This window comes from Streptococcus oralis (genome assembly GCF_002386345.1).
Lineage (GTDB): Bacteria > Bacillota > Bacilli > Lactobacillales > Streptococcaceae > Streptococcus > Streptococcus oralis_S.
This window is the reverse complement of sequence record NZ_CP023507.1, coordinates 1,053,153-1,068,031: the sequence shown is the minus strand read 5'-3', so window position 1 is coordinate 1,068,031 and position 14,879 is coordinate 1,053,153. Positions and strand designations below refer to the sequence as shown.

Below are 14,879 nucleotides of genomic sequence, written 5' to 3'. Positions count from 1 at the left end.
GATGGTAGAGTCTTATAGTAAAAATGCCAACCATAACATGCGTCGTCCCGTCGTCAAGGAAGAAATCGTAGAACTCATGCGCCAGCGTCAAAAGCAGGTGACAGGTTCCTTAAAAGAATTGGAGACCTTCGCTCGCAAGGAAAACATTCCCATTATTCCCCATGAAACAGTTGCCTACTTCCGTTTTCTCATGGAAACTATGCAACCTGAGAACATTTTGGAGATTGGAACGGCAATTGGCTTTTCTGCCCTCCTGATGGCGGAACATGCGCCAGATGCTAAGATTACAACCATTGACCGTAATCCTGAGATGATTGGCTTTGCCAAGGAAAACTTTGCCCAGTTTGACAGTCGTAAGCAAATCACCTTACTTGAAGGTGATGCTGTTGATGTTTTATCTACTTTGACAGAAACATATGATTTTGTCTTTATGGATTCGGCCAAGTCAAAGTATATCGTCTTTCTGCCTGAAATCCTTAAACATTTGGAAGTCGGTGGAGTGGTGGTCTTGGATGATATTTTCCAAGGAGGAGATGTTGCCAAGGACATCATGGAAGTCCGCCGAGGTCAACGCACCATTTACCGTGGTTTGCAAAGACTTTTCGACGCAACTTTGGACAATCCAGGTCTAACAGCAACTCTAGTTCCACTTGGAGACGGCATTCTCATGCTAAGAAAAAATCTAGCAGAAGTAGAGCTTCCTGAGAGCGAATGATTTTCAGAAAAATTTAAGAAATTATAGTAAAATAGATAAGGTAACACTTACCGTAAAAGGAGTAAAAATGAAGAAAAAACTTATGGCAGGAGCCATCACACTTTTATCAGTAGCAACACTTGCAGCTTGTTCAAACAGTTCTGAAGGAAAAGATTTGATCAGCATGAAGGGCGATGTGATTACAGAGCATCAATTCTTTGAAGAAGTAAAGAACAATCCAACTGCGCAACAAGTCTTGCTCAATATGACCATCCAAAAAGTATTTGAACAACAATATGGATCAGAGGTAACGGATAAAGATGTGGATGACGCCGTTGCTGAAGAACAAAAGAAATACGGCGATAGCTACAACAGCGTGCTTCAACGTGCAGGTATGACACCTGAGACTCGTAAAGCTCAAATCCGTACCAGCAAATTGGTTGAATTAGCGGTTAAGAAGGCTGCAGAGAGTGAGTTGACAGACGAAGCCTACCAAAAAGCTTTTGAGTCTTACACACCAGATGTAACAGCTCAAATCATCCGTTTGGATAATGAAGACAAGGCAAAAGAAGTACTTGAGAAAGCTAAAGCAGAAGGTGCGGATTTTGCTCAGTTGGCAAAAGACAACTCTAACGACGACAAAACAAAAGAAAATGGTGGAGAAATCACTTTTGACTCTGCTTCAACAGAACTTCCAGAACAAGTCAAGAAAGCAGCCTTTGCCTTGGATGTGAACGGGGTTTCTGATGTGATTACAGCTACTGGAACACAAGCCTACAGCAGTCAGTTCTACATCATCAAAGTAACGAAGAAAACAGAAAAATCTTCTAATATAGAGGATTACAAAGAAAAATTGAAGACCATCATCTTGACTCAAAAACAAAATGATTCAGCCTTTGTTCAAGGAGTAATTGGTAAAGAATTGCAAGCAGCAAACATCAAGGTTAAAGACCAATCATTCCAAAACATCTTCACCCAATACATCGGTGGTGGTGACTCAAGCTCAAGCAGCAGTTCTTCATCTAACTAAGTAAGCAAAAAACAAATCTCAAAAGAGATTTGTTTTTTTATACCTGATACGAGAAAATGAGTAAAATTCGAAGGATTAAAGGATAAGAGTTTTTTTCTTTCTGAAAAAGTGGTATAATAGCAATCAAAACTAGAAAATAAAACGGAATTGGGAACAGAAGCGTCTGTTCCTATTAGAGTGGTGAAATATGAAAATTAGTAAAAGGCACCTACTAAACTATTCCATTTTGATTCCTTACTTCCTTTTATCGATTTTGGGGCTGATTGTGGTATACTCGACAACGAGTGCAACCTTGATCGAAGAAGGGAAAAGTGCCTTTCAATTGGTGCGTAACCAGGGGATCTTCTGGATAGCTAGTTTGATTCTGATTGCCTTAATCTATAAATTAAAATTAGGTTTCCTAAGAAACGGACGTCTCATCTTTATCGTAATGATTGTGGAGATGGTTCTTTTAGCTCTGGCGCGACTGGTCGGAACACCTGTCAATGGAGCATACGGATGGATTTCTGTAGGACCTGTAACGATTCAACCTGCTGAGTACCTTAAGATTATCATCATCTGGTACCTGGCACATCGATTTTCAAAACAACAAGATGAGATTGCGGTTTATGACTTCCAGGTTTTGACACAGAATCAGTGGCTACCTCGAGCTTTTAACGACTGGCGTTTTGTTCTGCTAGTTCTGATTGGTAGCTTGGGAATTTTTCCAGACTTGGGAAATGCGACCATCTTGGTCTTGGTGGCGCTCATCATGTATACGGTTAGTGGGATCGCCTATCGTTGGTTCTCGACCATTCTGGCTCTCTTGGCAGGGAGCTCAATGTTAGTCTTGTCTGTCATTCGCTTTGTTGGGGTTGAAAAGTTTTCTCAAATTCCTGTATTTGGTTACGTTGCTAAACGTTTTAGTGCCTTCTTTAATCCCTTTAATGACTTGGCGGGTGCAGGACACCAGCTCGCAAATTCCTACTATGCAATGGTAAATGGAGGCTGGTTCGGACTGGGACTAGGGAATTCTATCGAGAAGCGTGGTTATCTGCCAGAAGCCCATACGGATTTTGTCTTTTCGATTGTCATCGAGGAGTTTGGATTCGTAGGAGCCAGTATGATTTTGGCTTTACTCTTCTTCTTGATTTTGCGAATCATCTTGGTTGGTATTCGAGCAAAGGATCCCTTTAACTCCATGGTTGCTATTGGTGTCGGAGGGATGATCCTTGTTCAGGTCTTTGTCAATATCGGTGGGATTTCAGGATTGATTCCTTCTACAGGGGTAACCTTCCCCTTCCTTTCACAAGGTGGGAACAGTCTCCTGGTATTATCAGTAGCCATCGCGCTTGTACTAAACATTGATGCCAGCGAAAAACGTGCCAAACTTATCAGAGAATACGAGAATCAAACCGATGAAAGTCTGTAAGGATTGAATGGAAAGGAAAGTATATGTCTCTTCAAAAATTAGAAAACTATAGTAATAAAGCAGTTGTCCAAGAAGAAGTCTTGATTCTGACGGAGCTATTAGAAGATATCACAAAAAATATGCTAGCGCCAGAAACCTTTGAAAAGATTATCCAGTTGAAGGAATTATCAACTAGCGAGAATTATCAAGGGCTCAATAACCTAGTGACCAGTCTTTCGAATGAAGAAATGATTTACATTTCACGCTATTTCTCTATCCTTCCACTTTTGATTAATATCTCTGAGGATGTGGATTTGGCCTATGAAATCAATCACCAAAACAATGTGGACCAAGACTATCTAGGAAAACTATCTACAACGATTAAGATGGTAGCTGAAAAAGAAAATGCAGCCGAAATTTTAGAAAAGTTAAATGTCGTTCCTGTCTTGACCGCTCATCCAACGCAAGTACAACGCAAGAGTATGCTGGATTTAACCAACCACATCCATACGCTCTTGCGCAAGTACCGTGATGTCAAACTCGGCTTGATTAATAAAGAAAAATGGCACACAGATCTCCGCCGTTATATTGAAATTATCATGCAAACGGACATGATTCGTGAGAAGAAATTGAAAGTAACCAACGAAATCACCAACGTGATGGAGTATTACCAAAGTTCTTTCCTGAATGCTGTTCCGCGTTTGACAGCTGAGTATAAAAAATTGGCTAAAGAACAAGGTATCGAGCTTGAGCATCCAAAACCGATTACTATGGGGATGTGGATAGGAGGAGACCGTGATGGAAATCCTTTCGTAACAGCGGAAACTCTCAATAAATCAGCCTTGACTCAGTGTGAAGTCATCATGAACTACTATGATGAAAAGATTTATAATCTTTACCGTGAATTTTCACTTTCAACCAGTATCGTGAATGTCAGCGACAAGGTCCGTGAGATGGCGCTGAAGTCACAAGATAACTCGATTTATCGTGAAAAAGAACTCTATCGTCGTGCTCTTTTTGACATCCAAGCTAAGATGCAGGCTACCAAGGCTTATCTCATTGAAGACAAGGATCTTCAGCCAAGATATGCCACTGCAGATGAATTCTATCAAGATTTGTTGGCCATTCGCGATTCTCTCCTTGAGAATAAGGGAGAATACCTGATTTCAGGAGAATTTGTCGAGTTGATGCAAGCTGTCGAAATTTTTGGTTTCTACCTTGCTTCTATTGATATGCGCCAAGACTCTAGTGTTCATGAAGCCTGTGTAGCTGAATTGCTAGCATCTGCTGGTATCAATGATCACTATAGCGATCTATCTGAAGATGAAAAATGCGCACTCCTCTTAAAAGAGTTGGAAGAAGATCCTCGTATCCTCTCAGCGACTCATGCTGAAAAGTCAGAACTGCTTGAAAAAGAACTCTCTATCTTTAAAGCTGCGCGCAAATTGAAGGATAAACTAGGTGAAAATGTCATTCGTCAAACCATCATTTCTCACGCAACCAGTGTATCTGATATGCTAGAGCTAGCCATCATGCTCAAGGAAGTCGGCTTGGTAGATGCCCAAAAAGCCCGCGTTCAGATTGTTCCCCTCTTTGAAACGATCGAAGATTTGGATCACTCAGAAGAAACCATGAGAAGATATTTCTCTCTTCCTTTGGCTAAAAAATGGATTGCTTCAAAAGACAACTACCAAGAAATCATGCTTGGCTACTCTGATAGTAACAAGGATGGTGGTTACCTATCCTCATGTTGGACTCTCTATAAAGCGCAACAACAACTGACTGCTATTGGGGATGAATTTGGCGTTAAGGTTACTTTCTTCCATGGTCGTGGTGGTACTGTGGGTCGTGGTGGTGGACCAACTTATGAAGCTATCACATCTCAACCACTCAAGTCTATCAAGGACCGCATCCGTCTGACTGAGCAAGGAGAAGTCATTGGAAACAAATACGGTAACAAAGACGCTGCCTATTATAACCTTGAAATGCTGGTTTCTGCAGCCATTAACCGTATGATTACCAAGAAGAAGAGTGATACTAATACGTCGAATCGTTACGAAGCTATTATGGACCAAGTAGTAGACCGTAGTTATGATATCTACCGTGATTTGGTCTTTGGAAATGAACATTTCTATGACTATTTCTTTGAATCAAGTCCAATCAAGGCTATTTCAAGCTTCAATATCGGTTCGCGTCCAGCAGCTCGTAAGACCATCACTGAAATCGGCGGTTTGCGTGCTATTCCTTGGGTCTTCTCATGGTCACAAAGCCGTGTCATGTTCCCTGGGTGGTATGGTGTGGGATCAAGCTTTAAAGAGTTTATTGATCAAGATCCAAAGAATATCGAGTTCCTTCGAGACATGTACCAAAACTGGCCTTTCTTCCAATCTTTGCTTTCCAATGTAGACATGGTCTTGTCTAAGTCTAACATGAACATTGCTTTTGAATATGCCAAGCTCTGTGAAGACGAAGAAGTACAAGCTATCTACTACACTATTTTAGATGAATGGCAGTTGACTAAGGACGTTATTTTAGCTATCGAAGGTTATGACGAACTCTTGGCAGAAAACTCTTATCTAAAAGACAGTCTAAACTATCGTATGCCTTACTTTAATATCCTGAACTACATCCAGTTGGAGTTGATCAAACGTCAACGTCGCGGCGAATTGTCAGCAGACGAAGAAAAACTGATCCATACAACTATCAACGGAATTGCAACTGGTTTGCGTAATTCAGGCTGATATTCTACAAACTTCCTCCTTTTTCAAGGGGAAGTTTTTGAATTGTTTAAAAAATTCTAAAAATAAGCTTGACAAGTAGTTGAAAAATGATATAATTTAAACATTCAGAAAGTAATCATGCTCATTTTATAGAGAGTCTGTGGTTGGTGAAAGCAGATAGATGAAATTGATGAAATTGGGCTGAATGTACTTAAGAATTTGAAATCATAAAAATTCGGTGAGCACACCTTACAGTGCAACTCGTTATTGCGAGAAAGAGCGATAGGGATATTCCCTATAATTGAGGTGGCACCGCGCATCGACGTCCTCACACAAGTTTTTTGTGTGAGGACTTTTTCTATTAGGAGGATGATGATGGAATTTAAACGATGGCGTCGCTTGTTTTGTTGAAAAGAGCATTATACAAGTGATTTAAAAGGAGAAAGAAAAATGAAAAATAAACGTTTGATTGGAATTGTCGCTGGATTAGCAGTATTGGTGGTGGCTAGCTTGATTTATTCATCTATGAATAAGCCATCAGCTAAAGAAGAGCAAAAGGTTGCTAAGGTTGGTGTCCTTCAATTTGTTAGTCACCCATCCTTGGACTTGATTTACCAAGGGATTCAAGATGGACTAGCTGAAGAAGGCTATAAGGACGACCAGGTAAAAATCGACTTTATGAACTCTGAAGGTGATCAGAGCAAGGTTGCAACCATGAGTAAACAATTGGTTGCTAATGGAAACGATGTTGTTGTTGGGATCGCGACACCAGCGGCTCAAGGACTCGCTAGTGCTACAAAAGACCTACCAGTTATCATGGCTGCTATTACAGACCCAATCGGTGCTAACTTGGTCAAAGACTTGAAAAAACCAGGAGGCAACATCACAGGGGTATCAGACCACAACCCTGCTGAACAACAAGTAGAGTTGATAAAAACTCTCACACCAAATGTCAAAACAATCGGAGCTCTTTACTCAAGTAGCGAAGATAACTCAAAAACACAGGTAGAAGAATTCAAGGCTTATGCTGAAAAAGCAGGTTTGACAGTCGAAACATTTGCCGTTCCTTCAACAAATGAAATTGCTTCAACAGTCAATGTTATGACAAGCAAGGTCGATGCAATTTGGGTTCCAATTGACAATACCATTGCATCCGCATTCTCAACAGTTGTTTCAAGTAATCAAACAGCTAAAAAGCCAATCTACCCAAGTGCCACGGCCATGGTAGAAGCAGGTGGATTAGCATCTGTAGTAGTTGACCAACACGATCTTGGAGTGGCTACTGGTAAAATGATTGCCAAAGTTTTGAAAGGTGAAAAACCAGCTGATACGCCAGTTAATGTCTTTTCAACTGGTAAGTCAGTGATTAATAAAAAACTAGCGCAGGAACTTGGTATTACCATTCCTGAGTCCGTTCTAAAAGAAGCGGGACAAGTGATTGAATAAAGATAAAGGAGGAGCTGGACACATCTCCTCCCATTTTTACTAAAGAAAGAAATGAGTGAAAGATTATGATAGTATCCATTATTTCTCAGGGAATGGTCTGGGCGATTTTAGGTTTGGGAATCTTTATGACTTTCCGAATTTTGAATTTCCCTGATATGACTACTGAAGGTTCTTTTCCTCTTGGGGGAGCAGTAGCTGTAACCTTGATAACACAGGGAGTCAATCCGTTTTTGGCGACCTTAGCTGCAGTAGGTGCGGGCTGTCTAGCTGGAATGGCGACGGGTCTTTTGTATACTAAAGGAAAAATCCCAACCCTCTTATCAGGGATTCTGGTCATGACTTCTTGTCATTCCATCATGCTCATGATTATGGGACGTGCCAATCTGGGGCTTCTTGGAACCAAACAAATTCAGGATGTCTTGCCTTTTGATTCAGACCTTAACCAACTCCTGACTGGATTAATCTTTGTAGCTCTTGTTATTGGCCTTATGCTCTTTTTCCTTGATACCAAACTAGGTCAAGCCTACATCGCTACAGGTGACAATCCCGATATGGCTCGTAGCTTTGGTATCAATACGGGACGTATGGAACTCATGGGTTTGGTTCTCTCAAATGGGATTATCGCGCTTGCAGGGGCCTTAATTGCTCAACAAGAAGGATACGCGGATGTCTCTCGAGGAATTGGCGTGATTGTCGTAGGGCTTGCTAGCTTGATTATTGGTGAGGTTTTGTTCAAGAGTTTGACCCTGGCAGAGCGACTCATGACCATCGTCGTTGGCTCTATCGCTTATCAGTTCCTCGTTTGGGGAGTTATTGCTCTTGGGTTTAATACAAGTTATCTTCGTTTGTACAGCGCCTTGATTTTGGCAGTTTGCCTTATGATTCCAACCTTCAAAAGCAAATACCTGAAAGGAGTCAAGTTTAGCAAATGACAGCAATTGTAGAATTAAAAAATGCTACCAAAGTCATCACGAATGGCTTTGACGAAGAAAAAATCATTCTGAATGATGTTTCTCTTGAAATTTTCGAACATGATTTCATTACCATCTTAGGGGGAAATGGAGCGGGGAAATCAACGCTTTTTAACACGATTGCAGGTACCTTACCTTTAACAAGTGGAAGTATCCGTATCATGGGGGAGGACGTGACGAATTTTTCACCTGAAAAGCGGGCTAAGTACTTGTCTCGCGTCTTTCAGGATCCTAAGATGGGTACGGCTCCCCGTATGACAGTGGCGGAAAATCTCTTGATTGCCAAGTTTCGTGGTGAGAAGAGAGGACTCCTGCCTAGAAGGCTTTCAAGCCATAGGGAAGAGTTCCAGACTACCATTGAAAAGGTTGGAAATGGTCTTGAAAAACATCTGGACACTCCTATTGAGTTTCTTTCAGGTGGACAACGTCAGGCCTTGAGTCTCTTGATGGCAACTTTGAAACGACCAGAGTTGCTCTTGTTGGATGAACACACAGCAGCCCTTGACCCAAAAACAAGTGTGGCATTGATGGAATTAACAGATGACTTTGTCAGCAAAGATCATCTAACAGCCTTGATGATTACCCACCATATGGAAGATGCACTGAAGTATGGAAACCGTCTGATTGTCATGAAGGAAGGTCGCATCATCCAAGACCTCAATAAAGAAGAAAAAGCTAAGATGAAAATTTCAGACTACTATCAATTATTTGAATAGATGAGTGAAGTAATCATCAAAAAATAGTGAAAATTAACTTAGAAACATGGAAGTGTTTCTGAGTTTTTTATCACCTCTTTCTATCTAGAAAAATAAGGCAAAGAGAATTACGGAAAGCGTATGAAATGGTTTACTTTTTTTCAGAAATAAGCTATACTAGTTTACGTGAAACTATGATAAGATGGAGGTATTGTGTATGGTTGACAAGCAAGTCATTGAAGAAATCAAAAACAATGCCAACATTGTGGAAGTCATAGGTGATGTGATTTCTTTACAAAAGGCTGGACGGAACTATTTAGGGCTCTGTCCTTTTCATGGTGAAAAGACCCCTTCTTTCAACGTTGTGGAAGACAAGCAGTTTTATCACTGTTTTGGCTGTGGTCGTTCAGGAGATGTCTTTAAGTTTATCGAAGAATACCAAGGTGTGTCCTTCATGGAAGCCGTTCAGCTCTTAGGAGAGCGCGTCGGTATTCAACTAGCTACGCCGGTACAGTCTCGTCCCCAACAAACTTCCCCTCATCAAGCTCTATACGATATGCATGAAGAAGCTGCCCGTTTTTACCATGCCATCCTCATGACGACAAAGATGGGAGAAGAAGCAAGGGCTTATCTCTACAAACGCGGATTGACAGATGATGTTCTGAAGCACTTCCAGATTGGACTAGCTCCAGCAGAGAGAACTTATCTCTATCAACGTTTGGCTGACAAGTTTGAGGAAAAGGATTTATTGGATTCGGGCTTGTTTTATCTGTCAGATGGTAATCAATTTTATGATACTTTTTTTGGACGAATCATCTTTCCTTTGACCAATGACAAGGGGCAGGTTATTGCATTTTCAGGTCGTATCTGGCAAGAAACGGATAGTCAGACTGCCAAATATAAAAATAGCCGCTCGACTGCAATTTTTAACAAGAGCTACGAATTGTATCATCTGGACAAGGCAAAAAAGGGAACAGGTAAGATTACAGAGCTCTATCTGATGGAAGGCTTCATGGATGTGATTGCAGCCTACCGTGCTGGTATAGAAAATGCTGTAGCTTCCATGGGAACAGCCTTAAGCAAGGAGCATGTTGATCACCTCAGACGCTTTACCAAAAAAATTGTTCTCAGCTACGATGGCGACAAGGCAGGGCAGACAGCAACAGCCAAGGCTCTAGAGGAGTTAAAAGACTTCTCAGTTGAGGTTGTTCGAGTACCTGATGCCATGGACCCAGATGAGTATTTGCAAAAGAATTCTGCTGAAGACCTGGCTTACCTTTTAACCAAGACTCGGATTAGTCCCATAGAGTTCTATATTCACCAGCTCAAGCCGGAAAATAGTGATAACTTACAGGCGCAAATCGAGTTCATTGAAAAGATTGCCCCCCTAATCGCCAAAGAAAAGTCTATCACTGCCCAGAATTCTTATATCCACATTCTGGCGGATAATCTACCTTCTTTTGATTACCAGCAGGTGGAGCAGATTGTAAATGAAAGTCGCATTGTTCAAAGGCAGGAAAGAGTCAAAGAGGAGCAACCTCCAGCAGCGATTAGTTTACCTGTAACGCGGCAACTGAGAGCAGTCATGAGAGCAGAGGCTCATCTCCTTTATAGGATGGCTGAGAATCCAGTTGTTCTAAATGACTACCGATTAAGAGAAGATTTTTTCTTTGATACCCCAGAATTTCAAATTCTTTACGAATTATTAAGTGCAGAGGGAGAAATCGGATCAGAGGAACTGTCTCATCAGACTCCTGAGGTTGAAAATGCCTGGTACCACGTGCTTAGCTTGGATTTGCCAGCTGAGATGTCGCCTCAAGAGCTAGCGGAAGTCGAAGCGACTCGTAACCGTGCCCTCCTCAGCAAGGACAATTTAAGGATTAAAAAGAAAGTGCAGGAAGCTAGTCATGTAGGAGATACAGACACAGCCTTGGAAGAATTGCAACGATTGATTTCCCAAAAGAGAAGAATGGAGTAATAATGGCAACAAAACAAAAAGAAGTAACCACATTTGATGTGCAAGTAGCAGACTTTATCCGTAACCACAAAAAAACAGGAACAGCAACAGATGACGAAATCAATTCAAGTCTGGTTATTCCGTTTGCCCTTGATGCAGAAGGCATTGAAGACCTTTTGCAACGGATTCAGGATGCTGGAATTTCTATCACAGATAACGAAGGAAATCCAAGCGCGCGTGTTCTTAGTGCAGAAGAAGAACCAGAACTCAGTGATGAGGACTTGATTGGCTCAACTTCTGCCAAGGTTAATGACCCAGTCCGTATGTATTTGAAGGAAATCGGGGTTGTTCCTCTCTTGACTAACGAAGAGGAAAAAGAATTGGCCTTAGCAGTTGAGGCTGGTGATATTGAAGCCAAACAACGTCTTGCAGAAGCCAACCTTCGTTTGGTGGTTTCGATTGCTAAGCGCTACGTAGGGCGTGGCATGCAGTTTCTTGACCTGATCCAAGAAGGAAACATGGGCTTGATGAAGGCTGTTGACAAGTTTGACTATTCAAAAGGATTCAAGTTTTCAACTTACGCAACTTGGTGGATTCGTCAGGCGATTACCCGTGCCATCGCTGACCAAGCCCGTACTATTCGTATCCCTGTCCACATGGTAGAAACCATTAACAAGCTTGTCCGTGAACAGCGGAATCTCCTTCAAGAATTGGGACAAGATCCAACTCCTGAACAAATCGCTGAGCGTATGGATATGACACCTGACAAGGTCCGCGAAATCTTGAAAATTGCTCAAGAACCAGTATCACTTGAAACACCGATTGGTGAAGAGGACGATAGCCATCTTGGGGACTTTATCGAAGACGAAGTAATTGAAAATCCAGTAGACTACACAACTCGAATCGTTTTGCGCGAGCAGTTGGATGAAGTTTTGGATACTCTCACAGACCGTGAAGAAAACGTTCTGCGCCTTCGTTTCGGGCTAGATGATGGGAAAATGCGTACCCTTGAAGATGTTGGTAAAGTCTTTAACGTGACTCGTGAGCGTATCCGTCAGATTGAGGCCAAGGCTTTGAGAAAATTGCGCCAACCAAGTCGCAGCAAACCCCTTCGTGATTTTATTGAAGACTGAGAGTGAGGAATAACATGGCTTATACAGAAGAGCAAATTGAAACGATCAAAACACGCATTTTAAATGCTTTGGAAGAAGTCATCGACCCTGAGTTGGGGATTGATATTGTCAACCTAGGTTTGATTTATGAAATTCGTTTTGATGGTGAAACAGGTCATACTGAAATTGATATGACCTTGACAACTATGGGCTGCCCACTGGCTGACCTTTTGACAGACCAGATACATGATGCGATGACAGATGTGCCTGAGGTAACCAATACCGAAGTTAAATTGGTCTGGTATCCAGCTTGGACAGTTGAAAAAATGAGCCGATACGCGCGTATCGCCCTAGGAATTAAATAAAGACTAAAAAAATGAGAGAGACGATTGGAAAATAGGATAATTTTATCCTTTTTCCAATCGTCTCTTCTTTCTTTTGCTGATTTTCTGGAAATAAAATGGTATAATGAAAGGTATGGAAAACGAAAAATTGCGTATTAATATGCTAAGCTCAAGTGAAAAAGTAGCTGGTCAAGGAGTGTCAGGAGCATATCGAGAATTGGTTAGTCTCCTTCACCGCGATGCTAAAGACCAGTTGATTGTTACAGAGAATCTTCCTGTAGAGGCAGATGTAACTCATTTTCACACCATTGATTTCCCTTATTATTTATCTACTTTCCAAAAGAAACGCTCTGGGAGAAAAATTGGCTATGTGCATTTTTTGCCTGATACGCTTGAGGGGAGTTTAAAGATTCCATTTTTCCTAAAAGGAATTGTCAAACGCTATGTTTTTTCCTTTTACAACCGAATGGAACACTTGGTGGTGGTCAATCCCATGTTTATCGAGGATTTAGTGGCTGCTGGTATTCCGCGTGAAAAAGTAACTTATATTCCAAATTTTGTAAACAAAGATAAATGGCATGCATTACCAGCTGAGCAAGTTGCACAACTCCGGAAGGAAATGGATCTCGCGGAAGATCAGTTTGTCGTAATCGGTGCGGGTCAGGTTCAGAAACGTAAAGGGATTGATGACTTTATCCGTCTTGCTGAGGAATTGCCAGAAATTACCTTTATCTGGGCAGGTGGTTTTTCATTTGGTGGGATGACAGATGGTTATGAACGCTACAAGAAGATAATGGACAATCCACCTGAAAATCTTATTTTTCCTGGAATTGTGTCACCCGAACGGATGCGGGAACTTTATGCTATGGCGGATCTGTTCTTGCTACCAAGTTATAATGAATTATTCCCTATGACCATCTTAGAGGCCGCTAGTTGCGAGGCTCCGATTATGTTAAGAGATTTGGATCTATATAAGGTTATTCTTGATGGGAATTATCGTGCTACAAGTGATGTTTCCGAGATGAGAGAAGCAATCCTAGAATACAAGAATGATTCTGAAGCCTTAAAAGACTTGAAAGAAAAAGCTTGCGAGATCTCCAAAGAGTACTCTGAGGAGCATTTGTTGGAAATCTGGTTAAAATTTTATCGAGAACAGGCTGCTTTGGGCAAAAAGTGAGGTAATTTATGCGAATTGGTTTATTTACAGATACCTATTTCCCTCAGGTTTCCGGGGTCGCGACTAGTATTCGGACTTTGAAAACTGAGCTTGAAAAGCAGGGGCATGCAGTTTTTATCTTTACAACAACAGATAAAGATGTGAACCGCTACGAGGATTGGCAAATTATTCGCATTCCGAGTGTCCCTTTCTTTGCGTTTAAGGATCGACGATTTGCCTACCGAGGTTTTACAAAGGCGCTTGAAATTGCCAAGCAGTATCAACTCGATATTATTCATACCCAGACAGAATTTTCTCTTGGTTTGTTAGGAATTTGGATTGCGAGAGAATTGAAAATTCCAGTTATTCATACCTACCATACCCAGTATGAAGACTATGTGCATTACATTGCTAAGGGCATGCTAATTCGTCCGAGTATGGTAAAATATTTGGTGCGTGGCTTCCTTCATGATGTAGATGGCGTGATTTGCCCTAGTGAGATTGTTCGTGACCTTTTATCTAAATACAAAGTCAAGGTTGAAAAGCGTGTCATCCCAACTGGAATTGAGCTGGCTAAGTTTGAACGACCTGAGATCAAAGAGGAAAACTTACTAGAGCTTCGTTCGAAGTTAGGTATTCAGGAAGGCGAGAAAATGCTGCTGAGCCTTTCTCGTATCTCCTTTGAGAAGAATATCCAAGCAGTCTTAGTCGCCTTTGCACAGGTTTTGAAAGAAGAAGAAAAGGTGAAGTTGGTTGTTGCTGGAGACGGACCTTATCTGGACAGTCTGAAAGAACAAGCAGGGAAATTAAACATACAAAAACATGTGATTTTTACAGGTATGATTGCTCCCAGTGAGACAGCCTTGTACTATAAAGCAGCTGATTTCTTTATTTCAGCATCTACGAGTGAAACTCAGGGTTTAACCTATCTAGAAAGTCTAGCCAGTGGAACGCCTGTTATTGCTCATGGCAACCCCTATCTTGAAAATCTGATCAATGATAAAATGTTTGGGACCCTCTACTATGGAGAACGAGAGCTTGCAGGAGCTATACTTGAAGCATTGATTGCTACTCCTGATATGTCTGAACAAAATTTGGCGGATAAGTTGTACGAGATTTCGGCTGAAAATTTTGGGAAACGAGTTCATGAGTTTTACCTTGATGCCATTATCTCAAATAACTTTGAACATGAGCTACATGATGGACAGCCTGTCACTCAGCGCTTTTTAAAAACGATTCTCTATCTACCTCAACAGGCTGTTACAAGCCCAGTAAAAGAATCCAAGCGTATTTTAAGAGCGTCTCGAAAACAATTGTCTAGCATCAGAGATTATTGGAGAGACGAATTCAAATAATAGAATAAG

12 protein-coding genes and 1 other annotated feature are annotated in these 14,879 nt (G+C 41.3%); all 12 genes read left to right on the top strand.

Annotation, left to right across the window (positions count from 1 at the left end; genetic code table 11):
* Position 1 precedes the first annotated feature (1 nt).
* The 12 genes from CO686_RS05345 (at position 2) to CO686_RS05290 (ending at position 14,870) form a co-directional block, all read left to right on the top strand.
* The gene (locus CO686_RS05345) at positions 2-715 is read left to right on the top strand and encodes an O-methyltransferase (protein WP_080702645.1); all 714 of its coding nucleotides are present in this window, start codon (positions 2-4) and stop codon (positions 713-715) included.
* Positions 716-782: 67 nt separating this feature from the next.
* Positions 783-1,724, top strand: coding sequence for a peptidylprolyl isomerase PrsA (prsA, locus tag CO686_RS05340; protein ID WP_000728082.1), 942 nt, complete (start codon positions 783-785; stop codon positions 1,722-1,724).
* Positions 1,725-1,911: 187 nt separating this feature from the next.
* Positions 1,912-3,135, top strand: a complete 1,224-nt coding sequence (gene ftsW / locus CO686_RS05335; RefSeq protein ID WP_000703343.1) for a cell division peptidoglycan polymerase FtsW — start codon at positions 1,912-1,914, stop codon at positions 3,133-3,135.
* A gap of 23 nt (positions 3,136-3,158) precedes the next feature.
* The gene (gene ppc / locus CO686_RS05330) at positions 3,159-5,855 is read left to right on the top strand and encodes a phosphoenolpyruvate carboxylase (RefSeq protein ID WP_049549992.1); all 2,697 of its coding nucleotides are present in this window, start codon (positions 3,159-3,161) and stop codon (positions 5,853-5,855) included.
* A 96-nt stretch (positions 5,856-5,951) separates the two neighbouring features.
* Positions 5,952-6,167: a binding site (T-box leader), on the top strand.
* 117 nt (positions 6,168-6,284) lie between these two features.
* Complete coding sequence (gene trpX / locus CO686_RS05325; protein ID WP_000792187.1) at positions 6,285-7,280, top strand: tryptophan ABC transporter substrate-binding protein; 996 nt, start codon at positions 6,285-6,287, stop codon at positions 7,278-7,280.
* A 65-nt stretch (positions 7,281-7,345) separates the two neighbouring features.
* Entirely contained in the window at positions 7,346-8,212 is an 867-nt protein-coding gene (locus CO686_RS05320) for an ABC transporter permease (RefSeq protein WP_000637255.1), read from the top strand.
* Positions 8,209-8,967, top strand: a complete 759-nt coding sequence (locus tag CO686_RS05315; protein WP_000125429.1) for an ABC transporter ATP-binding protein — start codon at positions 8,209-8,211, stop codon at positions 8,965-8,967. The genes CO686_RS05320 and CO686_RS05315 overlap by 4 nt, the downstream gene beginning before the upstream one ends.
* Positions 8,968-9,163: 196 nt before the next feature.
* Positions 9,164-10,924 carry a DNA primase gene (gene dnaG / locus CO686_RS05310; protein ID WP_049549993.1) on the top strand — a complete coding sequence of 587 codons (1,761 nt, stop codon included), beginning with the start codon at positions 9,164-9,166 and terminating at the stop codon, positions 10,922-10,924.
* Positions 10,925-10,926: 2 nt separating this feature from the next.
* Complete coding sequence (rpoD, locus tag CO686_RS05305; protein WP_049549994.1) at positions 10,927-12,036, top strand: RNA polymerase sigma factor RpoD; 1,110 nt, start codon at positions 10,927-10,929, stop codon at positions 12,034-12,036.
* A gap of 14 nt (positions 12,037-12,050) precedes the next feature.
* On the top strand, positions 12,051-12,380 hold the full coding sequence (locus CO686_RS05300; protein ID WP_000331930.1) for a metal-sulfur cluster assembly factor: 330 nt from the start codon (positions 12,051-12,053) through the stop codon (positions 12,378-12,380).
* A 112-nt stretch (positions 12,381-12,492) separates the two neighbouring features.
* Positions 12,493-13,536, top strand: coding sequence for a glycosyltransferase family 4 protein (locus tag CO686_RS05295; protein ID WP_049549996.1), 1,044 nt, complete (start codon positions 12,493-12,495; stop codon positions 13,534-13,536).
* An 8-nt stretch (positions 13,537-13,544) separates the two neighbouring features.
* Positions 13,545-14,870 carry a glycosyltransferase family 4 protein gene (locus CO686_RS05290; protein ID WP_049500621.1) on the top strand — a complete coding sequence of 442 codons (1,326 nt, stop codon included), beginning with the start codon at positions 13,545-13,547 and terminating at the stop codon, positions 14,868-14,870.
* Positions 14,871-14,879: the final 9 nt, after the last annotated feature.

Coding starts and splice junctions, on each gene's coding strand:
- CO686_RS05345 (WP_080702645.1), top strand. CDS start 2: ATGGTAGAGTCTTATAGTAAAAATGCCAACCATAACATGCGTCGTCCC.
- prsA (WP_000728082.1), top strand. CDS start 783: ATGAAGAAAAAACTTATGGCAGGAGCCATCACACTTTTATCAGTAGCA.
- ftsW (WP_000703343.1), top strand. CDS start 1,912: ATGAAAATTAGTAAAAGGCACCTACTAAACTATTCCATTTTGATTCCT.
- ppc (WP_049549992.1), top strand. CDS start 3,159: ATGTCTCTTCAAAAATTAGAAAACTATAGTAATAAAGCAGTTGTCCAA.
- trpX (WP_000792187.1), top strand. CDS start 6,285: ATGAAAAATAAACGTTTGATTGGAATTGTCGCTGGATTAGCAGTATTG.
- CO686_RS05320 (WP_000637255.1), top strand. CDS start 7,346: ATGATAGTATCCATTATTTCTCAGGGAATGGTCTGGGCGATTTTAGGT.
- CO686_RS05315 (WP_000125429.1), top strand. CDS start 8,209: ATGACAGCAATTGTAGAATTAAAAAATGCTACCAAAGTCATCACGAAT.
- dnaG (WP_049549993.1), top strand. CDS start 9,164: ATGGTTGACAAGCAAGTCATTGAAGAAATCAAAAACAATGCCAACATT.
- rpoD (WP_049549994.1), top strand. CDS start 10,927: ATGGCAACAAAACAAAAAGAAGTAACCACATTTGATGTGCAAGTAGCA.
- CO686_RS05300 (WP_000331930.1), top strand. CDS start 12,051: ATGGCTTATACAGAAGAGCAAATTGAAACGATCAAAACACGCATTTTA.
- CO686_RS05295 (WP_049549996.1), top strand. CDS start 12,493: ATGGAAAACGAAAAATTGCGTATTAATATGCTAAGCTCAAGTGAAAAA.
- CO686_RS05290 (WP_049500621.1), top strand. CDS start 13,545: ATGCGAATTGGTTTATTTACAGATACCTATTTCCCTCAGGTTTCCGGG.